At 56.1% G+C, this 21,776-nt stretch carries 18 protein-coding genes; 13 read left to right on the forward strand and 5 right to left on the reverse strand.

The features are described from left to right. The first annotated feature begins 147 nt into the window (after positions 1-147). Positions 148-1,803, forward strand: a complete 1,656-nt coding sequence (gene paaN / locus RA157_RS11375) for a phenylacetic acid degradation protein PaaN (RefSeq protein ID WP_350333241.1) — start codon at positions 148-150, stop codon at positions 1,801-1,803. 75 nt (positions 1,804-1,878) lie between these two features. Here paaN and RA157_RS11380 read toward each other — a convergent pair whose 3' ends face one another. Beyond that, positions 1,879-2,487 (reverse strand): helix-turn-helix transcriptional regulator, encoded by a 609-nt coding sequence (locus RA157_RS11380; RefSeq protein WP_350333242.1) that lies wholly within the window; start codon positions 2,485-2,487, stop codon positions 1,879-1,881. Between the two features lie 177 nt (positions 2,488-2,664). Between RA157_RS11380 and RA157_RS11385 the strand changes: the two genes are divergently transcribed. The 9 genes from RA157_RS11385 (at position 2,665) to RA157_RS11425 (ending at position 11,255) form a co-directional block, all read left to right on the forward strand. Next, positions 2,665-3,573, forward strand: coding sequence for a catalase family peroxidase (locus RA157_RS11385; protein WP_350333243.1), 909 nt, complete (start codon positions 2,665-2,667; stop codon positions 3,571-3,573). Between the two features lie 137 nt (positions 3,574-3,710). Then, positions 3,711-4,073 carry a hypothetical protein gene (locus RA157_RS11390; RefSeq protein ID WP_350333244.1) on the forward strand — a complete coding sequence of 121 codons (363 nt, stop codon included), beginning with the start codon at positions 3,711-3,713 and terminating at the stop codon, positions 4,071-4,073. A gap of 78 nt (positions 4,074-4,151) precedes the next feature. Continuing rightward, complete coding sequence (locus tag RA157_RS11395; RefSeq protein ID WP_350333245.1) at positions 4,152-5,063, forward strand: DMT family transporter; 912 nt, start codon at positions 4,152-4,154, stop codon at positions 5,061-5,063. A gap of 802 nt (positions 5,064-5,865) precedes the next feature. After that, the gene (gene cysG, locus RA157_RS11400) at positions 5,866-7,302 is read left to right on the forward strand and encodes a siroheme synthase CysG (protein WP_350333246.1); all 1,437 of its coding nucleotides are present in this window, start codon (positions 5,866-5,868) and stop codon (positions 7,300-7,302) included. A gap of 11 nt (positions 7,303-7,313) precedes the next feature. Further along, positions 7,314-7,616 (forward strand): DUF2849 domain-containing protein, encoded by a 303-nt coding sequence (locus RA157_RS11405; RefSeq protein WP_350333247.1) that lies wholly within the window; start codon positions 7,314-7,316, stop codon positions 7,614-7,616. Between the two features lie 121 nt (positions 7,617-7,737). Further along, a complete protein-coding gene (locus RA157_RS11410) occupies positions 7,738-9,390 on the forward strand; it encodes a nitrite/sulfite reductase (RefSeq protein WP_350333248.1) in 1,653 nt (550 codons plus the stop codon). Further along, positions 9,383-10,135: a phosphoadenylyl-sulfate reductase gene (locus RA157_RS11415; protein ID WP_350333249.1), complete on the forward strand. Its 753-nt coding sequence runs from the start codon at positions 9,383-9,385 to the stop codon at positions 10,133-10,135. Before RA157_RS11410 ends, RA157_RS11415 begins: the two co-directional genes overlap by 8 nt. 4 nt (positions 10,136-10,139) lie before the next feature. Beyond that, positions 10,140-10,646 carry a DUF934 domain-containing protein gene (locus RA157_RS11420; RefSeq protein WP_350333250.1) on the forward strand — a complete coding sequence of 169 codons (507 nt, stop codon included), beginning with the start codon at positions 10,140-10,142 and terminating at the stop codon, positions 10,644-10,646. A gap of 96 nt (positions 10,647-10,742) precedes the next feature. Further along, positions 10,743-11,255 (forward strand): hypothetical protein, encoded by a 513-nt coding sequence (locus RA157_RS11425; RefSeq protein ID WP_350333251.1) that lies wholly within the window; start codon positions 10,743-10,745, stop codon positions 11,253-11,255. Between the two features lie 3 nt (positions 11,256-11,258). Here the strand turns inward: RA157_RS11425 and RA157_RS11430 are convergent, their stop codons facing one another. Then, on the reverse strand, positions 11,259-12,332 hold the full coding sequence (locus tag RA157_RS11430; RefSeq protein WP_350333252.1) for a DUF2336 domain-containing protein: 1,074 nt from the start codon (positions 12,330-12,332) through the stop codon (positions 11,259-11,261). Between the two features lie 202 nt (positions 12,333-12,534). Here RA157_RS11430 and RA157_RS11435 point away from each other — a divergent pair, with 202 nt between their 5' ends. Then, positions 12,535-13,125: an NUDIX domain-containing protein gene (locus RA157_RS11435; protein ID WP_350333253.1), complete on the forward strand. Its 591-nt coding sequence runs from the start codon at positions 12,535-12,537 to the stop codon at positions 13,123-13,125. 12 nt (positions 13,126-13,137) lie between these two features. Here the strand turns inward: RA157_RS11435 and RA157_RS11440 are convergent, their stop codons facing one another. Next, positions 13,138-13,395, reverse strand: a complete 258-nt coding sequence (locus tag RA157_RS11440) for a DUF6460 domain-containing protein (RefSeq protein ID WP_350333254.1) — start codon at positions 13,393-13,395, stop codon at positions 13,138-13,140. 108 nt (positions 13,396-13,503) lie between these two features. Then, a complete protein-coding gene (locus RA157_RS11445; RefSeq protein ID WP_350333255.1) occupies positions 13,504-15,369 on the reverse strand; it encodes an AsmA family protein in 1,866 nt (621 codons plus the stop codon). 373 nt (positions 15,370-15,742) lie between these two features. Here RA157_RS11445 and RA157_RS11450 point away from each other — a divergent pair, with 373 nt between their 5' ends. Both RA157_RS11450 and RA157_RS11455 read left to right on the forward strand, forming a co-directional pair. Next, a complete protein-coding gene (locus RA157_RS11450; RefSeq protein WP_434058500.1) occupies positions 15,743-17,701 on the forward strand; it encodes an acetoacetate--CoA ligase in 1,959 nt (652 codons plus the stop codon). A gap of 194 nt (positions 17,702-17,895) precedes the next feature. Next, on the forward strand, positions 17,896-19,980 hold the full coding sequence (locus RA157_RS11455; protein ID WP_350333257.1) for a putative bifunctional diguanylate cyclase/phosphodiesterase: 2,085 nt from the start codon (positions 17,896-17,898) through the stop codon (positions 19,978-19,980). Here RA157_RS11455 and RA157_RS11460 read toward each other — a convergent pair. Then, positions 19,972-21,654 (reverse strand): ABC transporter permease, encoded by a 1,683-nt coding sequence (locus tag RA157_RS11460; RefSeq protein ID WP_350333258.1) that lies wholly within the window; start codon positions 21,652-21,654, stop codon positions 19,972-19,974. The genes RA157_RS11455 and RA157_RS11460 overlap by 9 nt on opposite strands. Positions 21,655-21,776 lie beyond the last annotated feature (122 nt).

Genomic DNA, 21,776 nt, shown 5'->3' on the forward strand with positions numbered 1-21,776 from the left:
GATATCGCCCCCGTTTGGGGGTTTAACATGACGTCAGTCTGGGGCATGTCTCGACAAGACGAAGCAGCTCTGTATTATCTGACCGACCGGTCGGGAAATAAGTTTAGACAGCCGTTTGAAGGGCTGTTTTTGGGGATGTAACTGGATATGTCGGACTTTTTTGCTAAACACCAAACTCTTCTTGCGGATGCCGTCGCAGCAACAGACAGCCGAGGCTATTGGTCTCCTTACCCTGAAGCACCATCCGGGCGCATCTATGGTGAGACGGCAAGAGATGATGGTGCCGCAGCCTTTGAAGCGCTAAAGAATGCACTGTTCGACATGGGCCAGCCTACCAATGGCGATGTGGTCGGGGGAGAGCATTCGCCGTTCGGCCCTGAGCTCAATATTTCCTATCCGGCCGAAGATGCGAAGGTTCTGATAGATACAGTCAAGGACGCGATGATCTCCTGGGGGCAGGCCAGCCCGGAGGTTCGCGCCGGGATCTGCTGTGAAATTCTGGAACGCCTCAACAGGCGCAGTTTTGAAATTGCCAATGCGGTGATGCATACCACAGGCCAGGCCTTCATGATGGCTTTCCAGGCAGGTGGGCCGCATGCCCAGGACCGGGCACTTGAGGCAGTCGCCTATGCTTATAAGGAAATGACCCGCATTCCCGATGCGGTGCGCTGGGAAAAGCCCCAGGGCAAGTATGATCCGATCCGGATCGACAAGAGCTGGCGGATTATCCCGCGCGGTGTGGCGTTGGTGGTCGGGTGTGCAACATTCCCCACATGGAATGCCTATCCTGGATTGTTTGCCAGTCTGGTCACCGGCAATGGTGTTCTGGTCAAACCGCATCCGAATGCCCGGCTTCCTCTTGCAATCACTGTTGAGATCGGGCGCGAGGTTCTGGCTGAGGCGGGCTTTGACCCCAATCTGCTGCTTCTGGCGGTGGATACGGTCGAGGAACCAGTGACCAAGCTTCTGGCCTGTGAGGAATGCGTGAAGATTATCGACTTCACCGGCTCATCAGCCTTTGGTCAGTGGTTGCGTGAGCATGTGGAGGGCTCTGTCTATACAGAGGAGTCCGGTCTCAACACCATCGTCATCAGCGGAACGGACAATTTCAAGGCCATGTGCCAGAACATCGCCTTCTCGCTGTCGCTTTACTCGGGGCAGATGTGTACCACACCACAGAACATCTTTATTCCCGATCAGGGCATAGAGACTGATCTGGGGCACAAGAGTTTTGATGATGTTGCGTCGGGTATTGGAGAGGCTATCGACTGGCTTCTGGGAAATCCGGATCGGGCCATGGGAGTCCTTGGGGCCATTCATAACCCGGATATTCTTGACCGGATTGATGAAGCGCGTGCGCTGGGCGATATCATTCGCGATTCAGGTCCTGTCGAAGGGGCCGGTGAGGCCCGCATGGCAACGCCTATCCTTGTCGCTGTCGATGCGGTGGATGAAGAGGCCTATATGGAGGAGCGGTTCGGCCCGATTGCCTTTGTGATCAGAGCCGCTTCAATTGAAGACGCCATTGCACGATCCGCTGAATCCGTTGAACTGGGTGGAGCAATCACAGCAGGGCTTTATGCAACGGATGAAGCGGTGATTGATCAGGCCATCGATGCCTTTGCACCAACCGGTGTCAATCTGTCGGTCAATCTGCTGGGAAGCTATCTGGTGAACCAGTCTGCTGCGTTTTCAGACTTCCATGTATCGGGTGCCAACCCGGCTGGGAATGCCAGCCTGACGGACAGTGCCTATGTGGCCAACCGGTTCCGCGTTGCCGCGGTCCGGCGGATGATCGCCTAGGGTTCAGACCCATAAATTCCGTCCGTTCTGTCTACGAGAAAGATACAGAATGGACGTCAGCAAAGGGTGATGGCCCTAAGCCGCTTTGATCCTGAAACGGCAGGTCAGGCGGTCGCTGCGATCGCATTGAACGTCAACCGTCTGACCGGTTGCGGTCTCAAAGAACTGTCCGACAGCGGTGCAGACGCAGCCATTCTTGCGCACGAGTGATGCGACAGGACAATTGTGACTCTCAATGATGATGTGATCCCCATCCTGATGGGCCTGGGTTGCGGCACCAAGCTGGTCGACATGATCTCTGGCCCGTGACAGGCGATCATCAAAATCTGATGTCTCGTCGATGGACAGATGATCAGCCATTTCCCAGCCCAGGCGGCGCATAAGACTGTCAAAAGCGTCGTCTGAAAGACCCTGGGAAAGAACTGAAACGAGCAGCTCGGAGAAAGGCTGATAGGCTTCCGACATGCTGTCTTCATATCCCGGCACGGCTTCATAACGGAGAGCCGGCTTGCCCACTGATCCGTCTGACGCTGGAGTTCCCTTGCGGATCAGATTTTCCGCGAGAAGCTGATTGACCTGAACGACAATGGCCGTGCGGGTTACTGCCAGCGTTTCGGTCAGTGCACGAATGGTTTTGGGACCCTGCCGGATTTCTGCCAGAACCCGGTCTCTGGTGCTCGTCATGCCGCCCTCCTGAACTGCCATTCTCTCCATACGAATCTTTTCGTAGATAGCGTGTGACAGTACCGCTAGCTGTAATGAAATTCATGAAGAAAATCAATTAAAATAAATATAACAACTATAATTGTTGTAATCCTCTGAGAGTTCATCTATGACTCCGGAAAACAAGGAGGATATCTTATGGTTTCGACTGGCACATCGGAGCGGTTAATCGGCGCGTTGAACGGCACATTCGGCACCCACAAGGGATGCCGGGCATCTCATGCGAAAGGGCTGTCGGTGAGTGGCACGTTCGTCCCCGGTGGGGATGTTGACCGGATGGACATTCCGATGTTGCACGGTGACCCGATGCCTGTCTCCGCCCGCTTCTCCATCGGTGGCGGCAATCCCGGTGTCTCGGACAAGAGCCGCAGCGTGCGCGGCATGGGGCTGACGATCGGCGGTAAAGATGAGAACTGGTCGCTCGCGCTGATATCCGCGCCGGTCTTTTTTGCATCCAGTCTTGAGCAGTTTGTTGCCTTCCTTGAAGCACGAAGACCCGTGCCGGAGCTGGGAGGCCCTGATCCGGAGCGGGTTGCCGCTTTCAATGCGGTGAACCCCAATACGGTTCCGCATCAGGCCTATGTGAAAGAAACATCTCCAACCCGAAGCTATGGGACGGAGGTCTACCATTCTTGCCATGCGTTTTTCGCCACCATTGCAGGAGCCGCCCGGGCCGGACGCTTCCGTCTTGAACCTGCAACCGGGCGACTGAGCCTGTCAGCGGATGAAGAGGCGAGTTTCCCTGATCAGTTCCTTGGCGATGAACTGGCAAACCGGTTGACGGATGGTCCTGTCGGCTGGACGCTGATGCTTGATCTCGCCCATTCAGATGACCCTCTCGATGATCCGACGGCGCCCTGGCAGGGAAATGGCGAAAGCCTTACATTGGGAACGATCCTGATCAGCAGGATTGCCGATCTTGCAGAAGAGAGACGCGTCTATGACCCTCTGGTTCTGCCCAATGGCATAGCCCCGTCGGCAGACCCGGTTCTGCTTGCCCGCAGCGAGGCCTACAGCCTGTCATATGAACGGCGCAGCATCGCCTGACAGAAGGGAAGGGGGCACTGGTCCTCCACAAATCCTCCACAAATCCTACAGGGACACTCAATCCTCTCTTGTTTCTCTATCGCCACATTCCTTGAGATGAACGCTCATGAATGACTGAAGTTGGAGAGGATTGATTAATGTCCCACAGATGGTCTGTCATAACTGCCCCGGCAATCGCTTTTGCTGCTTCTCTCGTTGCGTTGCCCGGCCAGGCATCAGCCAATGTCTCCTGTCACGATCTGTATCAGGTGGCGATGGATGCCAATGCGCTGGCCGATGTGCTTGAATACAGAAGAGATGTGAATACCCATCTGGATGAAACGCTTTACTATTTCATCAATGATGTCAGGAGCCTGGCCATTTACGAGAATGATCGCAAGCTGGCGCGGCATACAAGAAAGATGATCCGCAGCTGGGAGCGGAAGGATCGTTCGTCTTACATCTATCACTCGGATAAGCTGGTGAAGCGCCTGGCTCATCTGTACGACCGCGATTGTTGAGCGGAACAGGAGAAAAGACGAAACATCTGACCTGCCGGAAACCTTGACGGCGTTCCCGACTCTGTCAAAGGTGCGGGAATGCAGAAGCGTTCTCCACCACCGGTTTTATCAGTCGCAGCTCTTCATCGTCATCATGCTGTCGGGCTGATGGTCGCCAGCTCAATCATGATCAGTCTGGGTGGTCTGATTGTCCGTTCCATTGAAGACGCTGACGCCTGGCAGATCAATCTCTACCGTGCCCTCGGACTTGCCCTGGGAACGCTGGTTGTTCTTGTTCTGAAATACAGATCTCGAACGCCACAGGCATTTCATGCTGTTGGCAGAGCCGGGGCAATAGGGGCCTTTCTGGCTGCTATTGCAGGCATTTGCTATCTCCAGGCCATGACCAACACCACGGTGGCCAATACCCTGTTCACCATCAGTGCTATTCCGTTTATCAGCGCTGTATTCGGCTGGGTGATCCTGGGTGGGAAGGTATCTGGCATAACACTCGTCATGATGATGGTTGCGGCTCTCGGCGTCGGCATCATGGTGGCAGAGGGCTTTGGTGCAGGGTCGGCCTTTGGAAATGTTATGGCACTTTGCGCGGCATGCGCATTTTCCGGTTACACCATTGCCGTCAGAGGCAAGCGGTCGGTGGATATGATGCCGACGAATGCACTGGCTGGCCTGTTCATCCTGCTGGCTGCAGTGATCATGCGTTTCGACGACTGGCTGGTGCCGGTTTGGGACATGGGTCTGGCCTTTGTGTGGGGTGGTGTTATCGCGACACTTGGCAACATCATGTTTGTCATCGCCGCCCGGTCCCTGATGGCGGCAGAACTGACCCTTCTTATGCTGCTGGAATTTGCGCTGGGGCCCATCTGGGTCTGGCTGGTGGTGTCGGAAGAGCCCCGACTGCTCACTCTTTTGGGCGGAGCCCTGGTTTTTTCCGCAGTGATTGGCAAGGCCTGTTTTGAGTTGCTTGTCGAGCGGTCGCGAAAAGCCTGATCAGTCTGTGACCGTGTGTTTCATCACTTCAGGTAAACACGGAAATACCGTTTTTGCCGATGATGAAAGCCGCGAAAATCTGCGCCATTTGTGAAGAAGCTGAAACAGGTTCTTCGGCCCGGATGAAGGCTGTCTGTGCCGTGAATGACGCAGATATCTGATGGTCCTGTTTGTGACCAGCGTCCTGTAAATCGCTGATGATTATCGCTGAAAATATAGCGGCCATTCCGTTGAAGCAGGTGTGCTTCACCTCCCGGTTTGCTGCCCCATTTGCGACCGATCAGATCGGTCTGGAGGCGGTCAGGCGGGAGCGGGGAATAGCCTGAAGGCGGTCGCCCGTCGCCAGCAAGGCCCTGTGGGGCGTGGGCTGCAAGGGCGAAGGTGATGCAAAGAGTTGATATCAAACAGTGAAAACGATTTCCGATCATCTCGCAACCATAGCAGTTTTCGCCAGAAAGCGCCGGAAATCTGTTTTCCTGTTTGAGCCTCTTTGTGGAAAATTGAACTCATATTCCTGCGACTGCTGCGCTGGGGAGCCGGAAAGGGCAGGAAATTGGCCGACTGGTGCGGAAATTGTAATCGGGGTTTCCAAGGACGGCTGAGACTCTAGAAAAAAATTCCAAGGAACGGGAGGTGGGTGCAATAGGCTTTGGTTGCGCGATTGCCCCATGCAAAGGGAATTCTTTTCTAGATTCTCGTGAGAAATCAGAATGGAAAAGACGTCCTGTTCCAACTATTTCATTATCCAGAAAATCATTTTTCAAAAGAGCGGCTCTGCGGAGCTGTTTCGGAGATCACGGACATGGCTCACAACGGGTCACATAGCGGAAAGCTTGATGTTTTCCCTGCCTTTCACAAGGTCGCTGATCGTCCGGTCGTCATCATCGGTCATGGTGATGAGGCTGCGGCGAAAGTCCGTCTTGTGTCCGAAACCCGCGCCGATATCCGGATTTATGCATCAGTGCCGCTTGAAAAAGCCCTGCGCAAGGCTGCACGTGCTGCGTCGGCTCAGGTGGTTGAGGCTTTGCCGGGTCATGAGGACCTGGCTGCTGCCGCTCTGGTGTTTATCGCCACCGAGGACGAGGCGCTGGATCGTGCACTGGCAGATCAGGCGCGTGCTGCCGGTGTGCCGGTCAATGTGGTGGATCGTCCAGAGCTTTGTGATTTCTACACACCGGCCCTGGTCAACCGTGCGCCGCTGGCTGTGGCAATCAACACGGCGGGAACCGCGCCGGTTCTGGCACGCCATGTGCGGGCCCGGATTGAGGCACTGCTGCCGCTGCGCCTTGGGCGTTTGGCCGGTCTGGCCGATGCCTTCCGGGATGCGGCGCGCGACATGCTGCCGAGCGGTGAAATCCGCAGACGGTTCTGGGCCCGGTTTTTCTCAGGCTCTGTTTCCGATCACATGCTGGCGGGTGATGATCGCCGGGCGCGTGAGGAAGCTCAGCGCCTGCTGAATGGTGCTGCGGATACAGATGGCTATGTCTGGCTGGTCGGTGCCGGTCCGGGTGCTGAAGATCTGCTGACCCTGCGGGCGCAGCGTCTTCTGCAGGAAGCTGATGTGATTGTGCACGACAGTCTTGTTCCGAATGGCGTCATTGCCATGGGCCGTCGCGATGCCGAGCGGATTGATGTGGGCAAGCGCAAGAATTGCCATTCCAAGTCTCAAGGTCAGATCAACGATATTCTGGTGGCCGAGGCCCGCAAGGGACGTCGGGTGGTTCGCCTCAAGGCTGGTGATCCGCTGGTGTTTGGCCGCGCGGGCGAAGAGATGCAGGCCCTGCGTGATGCCGGTATCGGTTACGAAGTGGTGCCGGGCATCACATCCGCAGCCGCTGCAGCCGCCGATATGGACCTGCCGCTGACCCTGCGCGGTGTGGCGTCTACCCTGGTGTTTACCACAGGGCATGACATGAACGGCCAGACCCTGCCGGACTGGGCGAAGCTGGCCATCGGTGGTGCGACGATTGCCGTCTATATGGGCAAGACCGTTGCGGCTGATGTGGCCTCCCGTCTGATGGATGGTGGTCTCGGGGCAGATACCCCTGTCATGGTGATTGAGAATGCATCCCGGATTGATCGGCGCGCCCTGTCTGGCGTCGTTGCTGACCTGCCGGGACTTGAAAAGCGGGGCGACCTGGATGGTCCCGCACTGATTGTAATTGGCGAGGCGGTCGCATATGCGCGGCTGACCGATGCAGAGCCGCTGGCACAGGCGGCATCTGAACTGGCTGCGTAAAGGAGCGGATTATGAAAGTGATTACAGCAAATCGTCTGCGTGAAGGGGATGTTGTGTGGTTCGGAGCCGGAAATGTCTGGGTCCATTCTCTGGAAGCCGCTCATCTTTATGATCCGGCCGATGTGAATGACGCTCTGACAATCGCGCAGAAGTCCATCGAAGAGCAGCTTGTTGTCGATGTTTATGATTTCGATGTGCAGGTTGAGGCCGGTGCCGTTATTCCAAAGCGCATGCGTGAGAAAATCCGTGCCGCTGGCCCGACCGTTCGCCAGGACCTCGGCAAACAGGCCGAACTTCAGGTTTCCGCAGCCTGATCTGCCACGCTAATCTCAACAAGATAGCCCGGGTCTGCTGATCCGGGTTCTGTCGTCCATCCGATTTATAGTGTCCGCTGCTCACGGGAGACAGCGGAGCAGAGCCGAGAGTGCCGATCCAATGTATCGTTACGATGAGTTTGACCAGCAGTTCGTTGATGAGCGCGTCACCCAGTTTCGCGACCAGGTGCGCCGCCGTCTGGCCGGTGAACTGTCAGAGGATCAGTTCAAGCCCCTGCGCCTTATGAACGGGGTCTATCTGCAGCTCCACGCCTATATGCTGCGTGTTGCGATTCCCTATGGCACTCTGAGTGGCCGTCAGATGCGGATGCTTGGCCATCTGGCCCGGACCTATGACAAGGGTTACGGTCACTGGACCACCCGTCAGAACATCCAGTACAACTGGCCGAAGCTCGAAGAGATTCCTGACGCGCTGGCGGATCTGGCCAGTGTCGAGATGCATGCCATCCAGACCTCCGGCAACTGTATTCGTAACGTGACCACCGATCATTTTGCCGGTGCGGCTGCGGACGAGATTGCTGATCCGCGTCCATATGCTGAAATCCTCCGCCAGTGGTCTTCCCTGCATCCGGAATTCACCTTCCTGGGCCGCAAGTTCAAGATTGCCATTGTCGGCAGCCCGCATGACCGTGCGGCCATTCAGCTTCATGACGTAGGCCTTGAGCTGAAAAAGGATGAGAACGGCAAGATCGGCTTCGCCTATTACGTGGGTGGCGGTCAGGGCAGGACCCCGATGATTGCGAAGAAATTCCACGATTTCGTACCGGAAGAAGATCTGCTCTCCTACACCGAGGCAGTCCTGCGCGTGTACAATCTATATGGCCGTCGCGATAACAAGTACAAGGCTCGTATCAAGATCCTCGTTCATGAGACCGGTCTTGATGAGCTGCGCGCTGCGGTGGATGAAGAGTTTGCCCGTATCAAGGACGGTTATCTCAAACTGCCGGATGAGGAAGTTCGGCGGATTGAGGAATACTTTGCACCACCGGCTTTTGAAACCCTTCCCGCAGAAAGCGCAGCCTTTGAAGCAGCCAGAGCCTCTGATGCCGGGTTCAAGGCCTGGGCCGAGCGCAACACCCATCCGCACAAACAGGACGGCTATGCCTGTGTCACAATCGCGGTGAAGCCGATTGGCGGCATTCCCGGTGACATGACAGCGGATCAGATGGATGTGGCCGCCGGGCTGGGTGAGCAGTATTCCTTTGATGAACTGCGGATCAGCCATGAGCAGAACGTCATCCTGCCTCATGTGAAGAAGGGTGATCTGAAGGCGGTCTACGACACGCTGGTGGCTAATGAACTGGCTGATTCCAATGCTGGTCTCATCACCGATATCATTGCCTGCCCGGGTCTTGATTATTGTAACCTGGCCAATGCCCGTTCTATTCCGGTCTCTCAGGAAATCTCCCGTCGCTTTGGTGCCCAGGAGCGTCAGCGCGAAATTGGTGATCTGAAGATCAAGATTTCCGGCTGCATCAATGCCTGTGGTCACCATCATGTGGGCCATATCGGTATTCTCGGTGTGGAGAAGAGGGGCGAAGAGCTCTACCAGATCACGCTTGGCGGATCGGCTGATGAGAACTCTGCCATTGGCGATATCATCGGGCGCGGCTTCCCCGAAGAGGAAGTTGCCGATGCCATTGAGACACTGGTAGAGAAATATCTCTCCCTCAGAGCCAATGACAATGAAACCTTCCTCGAAGCTTATCGTCGGGTGGGTCAAGCACCGTTCAAGGAGGCGCTCTATGGCTGATGCAGCCCTTCGGAAATCGGCTGAAGAATGCACCAGCGAGCGAGCCGCAGCGCTTGAAGCTCAGTATGGTCATCTGTCTGCGGAAGAGGTGCTGAAAATTGCCATCACCGAAGTCTTTGAAGGCCAGATTGCTCTGGTCTCAAGCTTTGGTGCGGATTCATCGGTCATGCTCAACATGATCTCGGATATTGCTCCTGATCTGCCCGTGGTCTTTCTTGATACCGGCAAGCATTTCGGGGAAACCAGGCGTTACGGCAAGGTGCTGGAAGAAAAGCTCGGCCTGACCAATGTACAGACAGTCCTGCCTGATGCGGATCGTCTGGCAGAATTGGACAAGGGTGGGTTTCTGTTCAGCACCAATCATGATCTGTGTTGCCATATCCGCAAGACCGAGCCGCTGGAACGGGCACTTGAGCCGTTCGCAGCCAGCATTACCGGACGCAAGCGGTTCCAGAACAGCGCGCGTGACAGGCTGCCGGTGTTTGAGGCGGACGGCACGCGCATCAAGGTCAATCCGCTGGCCAGCTGGAGCTTTGAGGATCTGGTCGATTATCGGGAACAGCATGATCTGCCTGCCCATCCTCTGGTTGAGCAGGGCTTTCTCTCCATCGGCTGCATGCCGTGTACCTCTCCGGTTGAGCCGGGTGAAGACCAGCGCGCAGGGCGCTGGCGCGGCACGGGCAAGACCGAATGCGGCATTCATATCAAAACGCCCAAGGGCGAAACGTTTATCAGACGGGATTAGAGCAATGGCACAGCTCTGGAAAAATGGTGAATTTGTAGACGACGCCTGGCAGCGGCTGGCTGATGACGAAGCGCTGCCGAATGGTGGGCAGGCACTCGTTTCGCGGACGCGATGGCTTGCTGAGCGGGAGAGCCTCAAGGCTGCGGGTAGTATCGGCCTTTATCTGACAGCTGGTGAAGAACTGGAAGGTCTTGAAGAGGACCTGGACCTTTTCCCGGTCATCGCACTGGATTTCCCGAAATTCAGCGATGGTCGCTCATTCTCGGTTGCTCGCCTGCTGCGCGAAAAATGTGATTTCAAAGGCGAGATCAGAGCCTATGGCGAAGTGCTGATTGACCAGATCGCCTATATGTATCGCTGCGGTTTCTCCACCATGGAAGTCACCCATGAACCGACCCGGAAATCTCTGGTCAACGGAGACGTTCCAATGGTCAACCTGTTCATGCAGCCAGCCATCGGTGATGAAGAGAAAGCCGGTAAACGTGCCTGGGCCCGCCGTCCGACATCCTGAGGATTCAGGACCTGGCTCATTGATTTAAGCGTGAAAAAAGAAGCGGCCCTGAGCCGCTTTTTTGCTATGCTCCTTCCGTTGTTCTGGGAGGGTTTTATGAAAACAAGAAAAACAGATTGGTCTCTGGCGTCAGTTCTCTGTGCCGGATTGGTGATGGCATCTTTCAGTGTGCCGGATGCCGGAGCGCATGATCGAAAGCTGGACCTGAAGCGTTTCAATCTTGATGAGGTCAACCGGGACCCTGATCGCTGGGCGATTGACGGGTGTTCTTTTACCCTTTGGCAGAGCGACCAGCACCCCTGGAACGACAAATATCCCTTTGTCTTTGTTCAGTCCCTTGAGGGCGTGAAGGAAGTGCCGGGCTATATCCAGGTCGGATCGCAGTTTATTCCGATGAAACGGGCCGCCAGTGGCGGGGATGACGTGGGATATACCGTTCATCCCTTCATGTTATACCGATCTCTTGATGGCAAGACACTGGCTTACATGGAGCTGGCACTGGCTGAACAGAATGGTGAATCAGCGGAGGTTGAATCCGGCACCATTCGTGTAATGCGAACAGGACATGTGCCCTTTACCGTCAATGTGGTCGGGACAGCAGGCTGTTGAGATCTAGCCTGTAGCTGTGAGCTGGCCGGGCAATTCGTCCAGGTCGACTTTTTCCCGTTCGGCCACCAGCTGCCTGAAGCGGCGCATGTCATCCATATAGGAGCGCCGCGTCCGCCCGAGCCAGCGGTCCCGGGTCATGAGGAAGTGTTTGTAGAACTGTTCTGAGACACCGGTGCCGCTCATCATGCGAGAGAGGCTTGCATCCGCACGTGACATGAGGAGATTGCTCATACCATCCGGGCTGATATTCAGATGACGGCTGAGGAACCAGACAACCCCGTCCCGATCATCATCATTGAGCAGGAGCTGCAGTACACTCTCAAATGACAGGTCACCGGATGCAATGGAGACCTGGGCCTCGTGGCGGGAGAACGTTTCATCGCCGATCGAGATTTCTGTCGATGCCGTATGGCGATCCAGTTGCTCCACATAATGACCGAGCTCACCGTCCAGGACAGCCTGCTTGAATGCTGCGGACAGGAAAGGGCAGCCTGACTCGATCAGAGTGCAGAGCTGGGTTGAAAATCCGTCATCAATCAGGCAGCGATCCGCGATTTCAAACAGCAGATGATCCTGACCCTGAGCCCGTATGGTACTGACCAGAACCGCATTCTGGGTAAACAGGGCGCCACGATTGCGCAGCAGGGCGAGCAGAACCGGCTTCAGATCAGTGGAGATCAGTGCATCAACGACAATTGCCGACAGTGCGGTTCTCCGGGCGATGGCCTGCTTGCAGGCTGAATCCCTGTCCCGGGCAATCGACAGAAGTGTCTGATCATCAAGGCAGGGAGAATGCTCAAGGAGCAGCTCGCTCATATAGATGTCTTCTCGGGCGAGCCGGGCTGCCAGTGCAGGTGTAATCCTGTCTGTCCTGGCAAGCCTCACAACGATGTCCATGCGCACATCATCACTCAGCTGATCGTAGAGATCGAGAACGATGGATGAAAACAGCTCCCGTTCGACGGGCGAGGGGTTGTTGGCAGATCGGTCTGCATAAGCAGCGCTGACCTGGCGGATCAGACGTGATCGCGCAACAGGATCTTTGGTCTCCGCCAGCCTCTTGTAGTCTTCAAGCATCAATCATCACAGTTAGTCGGCTTCGTATAGTGACCGGCAGTATAGGCAAGAAGCCTTTCACACGCGTTAACTCGGCGGCGTGAATGATTAGGGTACAGACCCTAAGCCGGCAGGGCCTGAAAGATCATGGACAGCTGCGCCGAGTCCGGTTAGTCAGAAGTGGATGGCTTCCAGAAGGCCTTCATGATGCGGAGCGGAAAATATGACCAAGGATGTCCGGGTTCTCAAGCGTGAGCTCCTGCATGAAGGCGATGGCAGGCTGGAACGGGTGCGCTATGGATTCGAGCGCCGCGACGGCACAGCAGTGGAGATTGAAGAAGATTATCTTCACTATGGGCATTCCGTTGGCGTGCTGCCCATCGACAGAAACCGGGGGACCGTTCTCGTCATCCGACAGGTAAGGGTGCCGGTTCTTTTTGAGGGTGACGGAAGCTGGATCCTCGAAACTTGCGCCGGGATGATCGAAGCCGATGACGTGGACCGGACAGCGGCTGTGCGTCGTGAAGCCCTTGAGGAGCTTGGCTACAGGATCAGCAATCCGGAAGAGATCGGGCGCGTGTTTCTCACACCTGGCTGTGTAAGCGAACGCATCGGGCTTTTCCTGGCCGACTACACCCCTGACGATCGGGAAACCGGTGGTGGTGGTGTCGATGCTGAAGGCGAGGATGTGGAAGTAATCGAAATGCCTTTCGCCGATCTGGCCAGGCTGGCCAAAGAAGGCAGGATCCAGGATGCATCCCTATTGATGTTGACCCAGGCCGTTATGCTGCGCTACCCGGAACTCTGGACCTAAAGCACCAGCCTTTTATCCCCTCGGCGGTCGGAAAAGATAAAGCACAATCCACACCGGGATAATGACGATTGATCCCAGGATAATGTTTGGAACCGCCCATTCCGACGTCCAGACCAGCGCTGTTTCAACGGCCTTGTGCATAGTTTCCGGTGTGACGCCCAGGTCGGCCAGCACCTGATCAGCCTGAAGGTCAAGCTGCGTCAGAACCGCGCCGGTAATCAGCGAGGCCAAGCCTACTTTTGTGATTGTTGACAGAATGCGCAGCAGCATGGTCGGGAATCATCACCAGAGCGTGTTGTCAAAAGCCAAACGGAATGGAAGCACTATAGCGCGGTTCGGAAGCGGGATAAATGGGGTCTGACCCCGATGCAAGGGGCGCTACTGCCAGGATTTGCGTTTCTGTTTCAGCAGATATCGAAGGTCAGGCGCGATGATCGGGCGTTCGAGGCGGCCGGTCAGCGAAAACGGGCGTTCCTCCGGTTCTTCAGCCTCGCCGGAATTGGCTGTGTCACCAGCGGGAAGCTTGCTTCTAATCCGGCCCTTGCCATTGATCCCAAGTGTAATCAGGTCGCTTTCTCCACTCAGCTCCAGTTCCCGCTGATCGTTCTGCAGAAGAGCCTTCTCGATACGGGCGATGCCTTCCTCAAGACTGATCTCTGCTTCGATCCTTTGTGCCGGGGTGGTGTTTTCCAGATAGTGATCAGGGCGTGGCAGGTCGCCTTTTGCCAGCGCGTCATCCAGGCGGGACAGGTCAAAGCCTTTCACAGAGCCTCCGAGCACTTCAACAGAAATCCGACCGGTCAGATTTCGAATGAGGTCTCCGGCAAAACGACCTGACCCCTTCAGTTCGGCACTTGCCGTCAGCCGCCCGTCGAGAACGGCACGACCGAGCAGACCATCGCTGACCGTTGCTGCCGAAAGGCCGGTGAAGCGCATCTTACCTGAAACGGCAGGTTTACCGTCAAAGGTTGCCGACAGGGCACCACTGGCATGACCACCCATCAGCTCAAGCGAAGCAATATCCAGTTCTATGGTTTTCTGATGAATCCGCAGGGCCGCGGCCAGCTCTCCCAGACTGGTGTCGTGGTAGCTGGTCTGAGCTGCTGAAAAGCGGATGTCAGCGGACAGATTGGACCAGCCAGGGGCCGAAATACCCACCGTGGTCCAGTGCTGCTCGGGCAATGTTGGCTGTGCCAGGGCAAAAACATAGGTGCTTGCATCAAACACGTCGAATGCAACAGTGCCGGTTACTTCCGGGCCTTCCGGGCCAAACGTGAAATTCAGTGCTCCATCGCCCGTATTGCCGTCCATGACGATGGTGGCATCGGCCAGTGAAAAGCGTGTGAGAGTGCCGTTCAGAGTGCCGTTCAGGGCGAAGTGCCCGAACGCCGATCCCGGTCCCAGGTCAACACCCAGCCAGTTGGCCACATAGCGGATGGAGGGCGCGCGGGTGGTCAGAGCTCCCTGAAGCACCATATCGGTTTTCTGCACGGCCTGACCGTTAAACGACAGCTCCATAATATCGGATCGCAGATCAAGCGTCGCGGCTGTCGGTTCGCCATTGGCATATCCGGAAAGATCGCTGGACTTGATATCATATTGCAGCGTTTCATTGTTCCAGAGCAGCGAGCCGGAGATATTCAGCGCGTTATTGGGGCCTGAAACAGAGATGGAGGCGGCAATATCTGACACCGAATTCAGAGGCGTTTCCCGGGGCGCTTCCGGGGAGGCTTCCGAGGGGGCTGGTTGGTTGGGACGATGAAGAGATATCCGGCCGTCTTCAACAAGAATGTCTTCCAGCTGCAGCCGGTCTGAGCGGGAAATATCCGTGACAACCTGCTGCAAGAGCGGGTGATGGCTGAGGGCGCTGAAGACCGTGGAATACGTGTCGTTCAGGTCCAGATCAATATGGGGCCTGACAAGAGTAAAGCGCTTGGCATCGATGGTACCTGTCAGCGCACTCAGGAGATTGAGCGACACATCCAGCCGGTCCATGGACATCAGAACCGGGCGTTCCCCTGTGCCCCGGTCCCGGATCTGCACGTCCGACATCCGGACGGTCAAAAACGGAAAAACCCGGATATCCGTATCGCCTGTCAGGGTCACGGAATAGCCTGTCAGCGTGGAAATTCGATCAGAAATAGCTTCTTTCACGGACTGGGTGGAAAGCGCCAGCGGCAACCCTGCGAAAACAAGCACGACAGCGATTGAAACAAAGGCAAAAAGGGCTGCTATGCGCTTCATCTGCGGAGCTTTCACATCATGTTCTTGTATGCGCCGGGTCAGAGCAGGTTTATGACCTGCCTGAACAGGCACTCTGGAAGTGATTGGCCTGTGTCGGCGGTGAAATCAAGCCAAATCGGTATCTGTCGTGCATTGCGCCGGAATTGGATTGAATCATCCAGGATGACCCGGTGGCCATCACGGTTGGAATTATGTTGATATCATGTCGGTTTGTGCAAGAACTTCGTGAAAATACGCCTGTGTTATCCTGAAGATCTATGCAAAAACGGATCTGCATCCGTTATCAGGAGAGCAGATGAAACCTGCCCCTGATCGCAAGCCCTGATCAAAAGGCAGAAACAGAATTCGGAGATATGTGTCCATGTCCAGTTCTATGTCCGAGACCGCGCCACTCTGGTCACCCGATCCCGCAAACCTCGCTGGAACACCGTTTGACCGCTTTCTCAAAGAAGCGAGCATACGCTCCGGTCAGGCGCTGAATGACTATGATGAGCTGCATCAGTGGTCTGTCTCGAACCCGTCGGCCTTCTGGGATTGCATCTGGGATTTTGGTGATGTCATCGGAACCAAGGGGCGCGTCATTCTGGAAGATGGTGACAAGATGCCCGGTGCCCGGTTCTTCCCCGGTGGTGCGCTGAACTTTGCCGAAAACCTTCTGCGGCGCAATGATGACACAGATGCGCTGGTCTTCCGGGGGGAGGACAAGGTCAGGCGTCGGATGAGCTGGGCCGAACTCAACGGGCTGGTCTCTCAACTGCAGCAGGCCATGCTGGCCCGTGGTATCAAGCCGGGTGACCGGGTTGCGGCGATGATGCCGAACATGCCGGAGACCATTGCCTATATGCTGGCAGCGGTCTCGATTGGCGCGATCTGGTCGTCCTGTTCTCCGGACTTTGGTGAACGCGGTGTGGTGGATCGCTTTGGCCAGATTGAGCCGAAGATCTTTTTCACCTGCGATGGCTACTGGTATAATGGCAAGAAACAGGATGTTTCCGAAAAGCTCGGCCCGATCATTGACCAGCTGACATCCGTTTCCACTGTTGTGGTGACGCCCTATCTGGGGGAAGCCGCTGAGGTTGCCGGTGATTTGCCAAGGGCGATTACTCTGGACGCCTTCGTTGAGCCGTTTGAGGAAAAGGCGGTCGAGTTCGTGCGTATGCCGTTTTCGCACCCGCTCTACATTCTGTTCTCGTCAGGCACGACCGGTATCCCCAAATGTATTGTTCATTCCGCCGGTGGAACACTTCTGCAGCACATCAAGGAGCAGCGGCTTCAGTGTAATCTGGATAAGGGAGAGAAGCTGTTCTACTTCACCACCTGCGGCTGGATGATGTGGAACTGGCTGGTATCGGGTCTTGCCAGTGAGTTGACTCTGCTTCTGTTCGACGGGTCACCGTTTGCACCGGATGGAAAGGTTCTCTTCGACTATGCTGATGAGGAGGGCATGCATTTCTTCGGCACATCGGCAAAATATATCGATGCCGTGAAGAAATCCGGTCTGGTGCCGAAGGAGAGCCATGACCTTTCGACCGTACGGATGCTGACCTCGACCGGTTCTCCGCTTGCGCCGGAAAGCTTCGAATTCATCTACAGCGGCATCAAGAGCGATGTTCATCTGGCGTCCATTTCAGGCGGGACGGATATCGTCTCCTGTTTTGTGCTGGGTGTGCCGACACGTGCTGTCTACAAGGGCGAAATCCAGGGTGCGGGGCTCGGAATGGCCGTGGATGTCTGGAATGATGACGGGCAGCCTGTACGACAGGAAAAGGGTGAGCTGGTCTGCACAAAGCCATTTCCATCCATGCCTGTCATGTTCTGGAACGACGAGGATGGCGCGAAATATCGCGGGGCCTATTTCGAGCGGTTTGACAATGTCTGGTGTCATGGGGACTTTGCAGAATGGACCGAGCATGGCGGCATGATCATCCATGGCCGTTCTGATGCGACATTGAACCCTGGTGGTGTGCGGATTGGCACAGCAGAGATCTACAATGTGGTCGAGCAGATGCCGGATGTTATCGAAGGCCTGGCCATCGGGCAGGAATGGGACAATGACGTCCGTGTGGTGCTGTTTGTCCGGCTGGCAGACGGTGTTTCTCTGACGGACGAACTGACATCCCGCATCAAGACTCGTATCCGGGAAGGGGCCAGCCCGAGGCATGTTCCGGCCAGAATTGTTCCGGTGACCGACATCCCGCGCACCAAATCCGGCAAGATTACAGAGCTCGCCGTACGGGATATTGTTCATGGGCGTGAGGTGAAGAACAAGGAAGCGCTTGCCAATCCGGAAGCCCTTGATCTTTACAGGGATCTTGCCGTCCTGGCAGAATAGGAACAAGTTTAACGGTTCAGGTTATCCACTGTTTACACTGCGCTTCGCTTTTCGATGGTGTAAACTTTTGGGAAGGGTTCCTTTCGCACACTCTACCTCCAAGAGTGGGGTGTGTAATGAGTTCAATACGCTCGAGAATTGGCCGTTTCTGGTCACAGCAACCAGGCAATATATTTTCGTCCCTGAGAGGACGATTGCTGCTGATCGTGGCCTGTGTCCTTGTCTGTGCAACGATGCTGGTGGCTGCAATAGCCACGTGGTCCAACACCAGAGAGTCACAGGAAAAGACGGTCAAGCGCGTGAGTGTTATTGCTGACGCACTCAATAGAACCGCTGCGGATGCCCTGGCCCGTGGTGATCTTGATGGCGTGCGGCAGTCAATCCTCGGGATCGCTGATAGCCCCGTCCTCAACTATGTCCAGATCTGCCACAAGGCAACACGAACGATTATCGATCCCCATTCCCTGTCGCTGGAACACAAGGCCCGGGCCAGAACTCCCATTCTCGATCAGGCTGCCAGAACTGGCGAAACGATCATGCAGGAATTTGCATCTTCCGTTGTCGTGGCCCGGCCCGTCATCAAGGATGGAGAGCAGGTTGGAGCGGTCGTTGTTTCCCTCAAGCGGGCGACATTTGCTCATTTGTTCTGGCCGACATTCGGTCAGCTGGCTTCTGCTGTCCTGGCCATCTGCGTTCTGGCTCTCGGGCTGGCGCATATCTTCATCCAGCGTGCTCTCCGGCCTGTGACAGCACTGACCAATGCTGCAATCGGTGTCAGTCAGGGCCTCTTTCATGTGAACCTTCCAACAGCCAAGGATGATGAAATAGGCAAGCTGTCGGATGCCTTTGCGCGTATGGTGAAAACGATCCGTGGCAACTACGAGCGGATTCATGAGCTGGCCTATCGTGACATGGTTACGCGGCTGCCGAACCGCGCCCTGTTCAAACGTGAGACAGAGAGCGCCATTGTTCAGGCTCATGATCTCTGCGGCTACGTCCTGTTCATTGATCTTGACCGGTTCAAATGGGTCAACGACTCTTTTGGCCATGACTATGGCGATCAGCTTCTGAAGGCGATCGGCACGGAACTGCAGCGTCTCGCCGAAGAGTTCAGCTTTGATATGAGAGTTGAGAAGGATATGGCCGGTGCCAGTGAGGTTGAACTGACTGAGCCGCTGACAGCTCGCTTCGGCGGCGATGAGTTCGCCATACTGGTCCGGCCCGGCTATACGCGTGATGAGATTGAGTATTATGCAGATGCCCTGTTGCAGGTGTTCGAGAGCCCGATTGACGTAAATGGTCAGCCGGTCCGCATCGGTGCCAGTATCGGCATTGCTGTTTTCTCCGAGGCGGACACGCTTGACGTTGTGCTGAAGCAGGCTGATATGGCCATGTATGATATCAAGCACAGAGGTGGTCATGATTACTGCTTCTTCTCTGCTGAACTGGATCAGCAGCTGAATGCACGGCTTGAACTTGAACGCGATCTGCGTGTGGCGCTGGAGCGGGAAGAATTCGAGCTTTACTATCAGCCCAAGGTCGATTGCCGAACCGGCCGACCCGTCGGTCTGGAAGCCCTGATCCGCTGGAACCATCCGGAACGCGGGATGGTGTCTCCGCTGGAATTTATTCCGCTGGCAGAAGAAATAGGCATCATTGTCACGCTCGGTGCCTGGGTGTTGCAGGAGGCCTGCTGCCAGACGGCTGAATGGAACGAGCAGGGGCATGACATCACCATTGCGGTCAATCTCTCTGCGATCCAGTTCGAGAATCCCAAGCTGATTGATGAGGTTAATCTGGCGCTGGAAGTCAGCGGCCTTGACCCGGAAAAACTGGAGCTTGAAATCACTGAATCCATGATGATGGCCGACCCGGTCCGTGCGGCAGACATTATTACGCCGTTGCGAGATCGCGGTATTCGCTTTGCCATTGATGATTTTGGTACCGGCTATTCCAGCCTGAGTTACCTGACCAGTCTGCCTATGGATGCGGTGAAGATTGACCGGTCATTCATCAACAATATGGCCCGCGATGAAAACAGCCGCGTTGTGGTCGAAACCATTCTTGCCATGGCAAGGAGTCTCAATTTTGAGACGGTCGCGGAAGGGGTGGAAACCGAAGAGCACGCCGCGTTCCTCGCCCGGCAGGGCTGCTCTCTTGCCCAAGGCTATCTGTTCAGCAAACCCGTCCCGGCCAAAGATTGTGATGACTGGCTGAAATCGAACAGTGTGGCGGATATCAAATATCTGAACGAGAAGTTGGCAGAAGCCCTAGCCTGACCGATGTGACGTCTTCGATGTCCGGGCCAGCAGGGCAACCGGAATAAGCCCCACCAGCACGATCATCAGAGCGGCGGGAGCCGCATCCTCAAAGGCTTCAAGCGAGGCTTGCGTATAGACTACGGTTGCAAGCGTGTCGAAGTTGAAAGGCCTCAGCAGGATCGTCGCCGGCAGTTCCTTCATGCAATCCACAAAGACCAGCATGGCCGCGGAAACCAGCGCTGTGCGGATGATCGGTAAGTGAACATCGCGCAGGGTTTCTCCAGCCGATCGACCCAGCGTACGCGCCGCCATATCCAGGCTGGTGGTGACCCGGGACAGCCCGCTTTCAGCTCCGCCAATGGAAACCGCCAGAAACCGGACGGAATAGGCATAGACCAGGGCTGTGCCACTGCCTGCCAGCAGGAGACCGGTTGAAATGCCGAAAGCCGAGCGCATGAACCCGTCAACCGCATTGTCCAGGCTGGCAAGCGGGATGAGAATGCCGACCGCAAGAACCGTCCCCGGCACCGCATAGCCGATTGATCCCAGACGGGCTGCAAGTTTGGTGATCGGGCGCTGGTCATAGCGCTGTGTATAGGCAATCACCACACCGGCACCCACTGTGGCAGCCGCTGCAAAGGACGCCAGCATCAGGGAATTCAGTGCCGGTTCGATAAAGGTCAGCAGCAGGTCAGGCGTCAGGCGCTTGACGGCGCTTGAGGCAAGGAGGGCTGCCGGGAAGGCAAAACCGAGCAGGACAGGCGTTGCGCAGAGCAGGGAGGCAAGACCTGCCTGAGCGCCACGCAGCTCGAAATTCGGCAGGGCCTGATAGCGCTTTGATGTGATGTGAAACCGCTGTTTCCGACGGGCAAAGCGTTCTGCAATCACAAGCCCCAGAACAAACAGCAGCATGACGCAGGCAATCTGGGCCGCGCCGGCAAGAGAACCGCGATTGAGCCAGGTGTCATAGATGGTGAAGGTAAGCGTCTTCACGCCGAAGAACTCGACCGCGCCAATATCATTGACGCATTCCATCAGGGCCAGCGTTACACCAACGGCAATAGCCGGGCGGGCCAGGGGGAGGGCAACACGAAAGAATGTATGCAGCGGAGAAGACCCGAGCGTCCGCGCCACATCCAGCATGCAGGCAGATTGCATCAGGAACATGGCCCGGGTGGTCAGATAGACATAAGGGTAGAGCACCACAGACATCACAAAGACTGCGCCACCGAGAGAGCGGACTTCCGGGAACCAGTAGTCCCGGGCTGAGGTGACGCCGAGCACCTGTCTCAGTGCAGTCTGTACAGGACCGGTGAAATCAAGAATTTCCACATAGGCGAAGGCGACAATATAGGTCGGCATGGCCAAAGGCACGAGCAGCAGCCAGTCAAACAGTCTGCGGCCAGGGAAGTGGCACATGCTGACCAGCCAGGCCGTCGTGACGCCGATGAAAGCTGTCACGCTGCCAACACCGGCCATCAGCAACAGCGTGGTCCAGGTGGCGCGCGGCAGTACAGTGCTCACCAGATGTCCCCAGACACCATCGCTTGGCTGCAGGGCCAGATAAAACAGTGCCCCGATAGGAGCGAGGACGCTCAGCACCACAAGCCAAGACGCAATCATCCAGATCGGCAGATTGCGACCGGTCTTGATGATGGCTGGTTGGGTTGCAGGGGCTGGGCTATCGGTCATGGTAAGGCTTGAAGCTAATGCATGTCAGTCTTAGGGTTCAGACACACAAATTCCGTCTGTTCTGCGGAGGATATTTTCCTGTCCGGCGCGGCGGAAATCTGCAGGAAGCCTGGATGGCTTTC

The organism is Coralliovum pocilloporae (assembly GCF_030845175.1).
Taxonomy (GTDB): Bacteria; Pseudomonadota; Alphaproteobacteria; order Rhizobiales; family Cohaesibacteraceae; genus Coralliovum; species Coralliovum pocilloporae.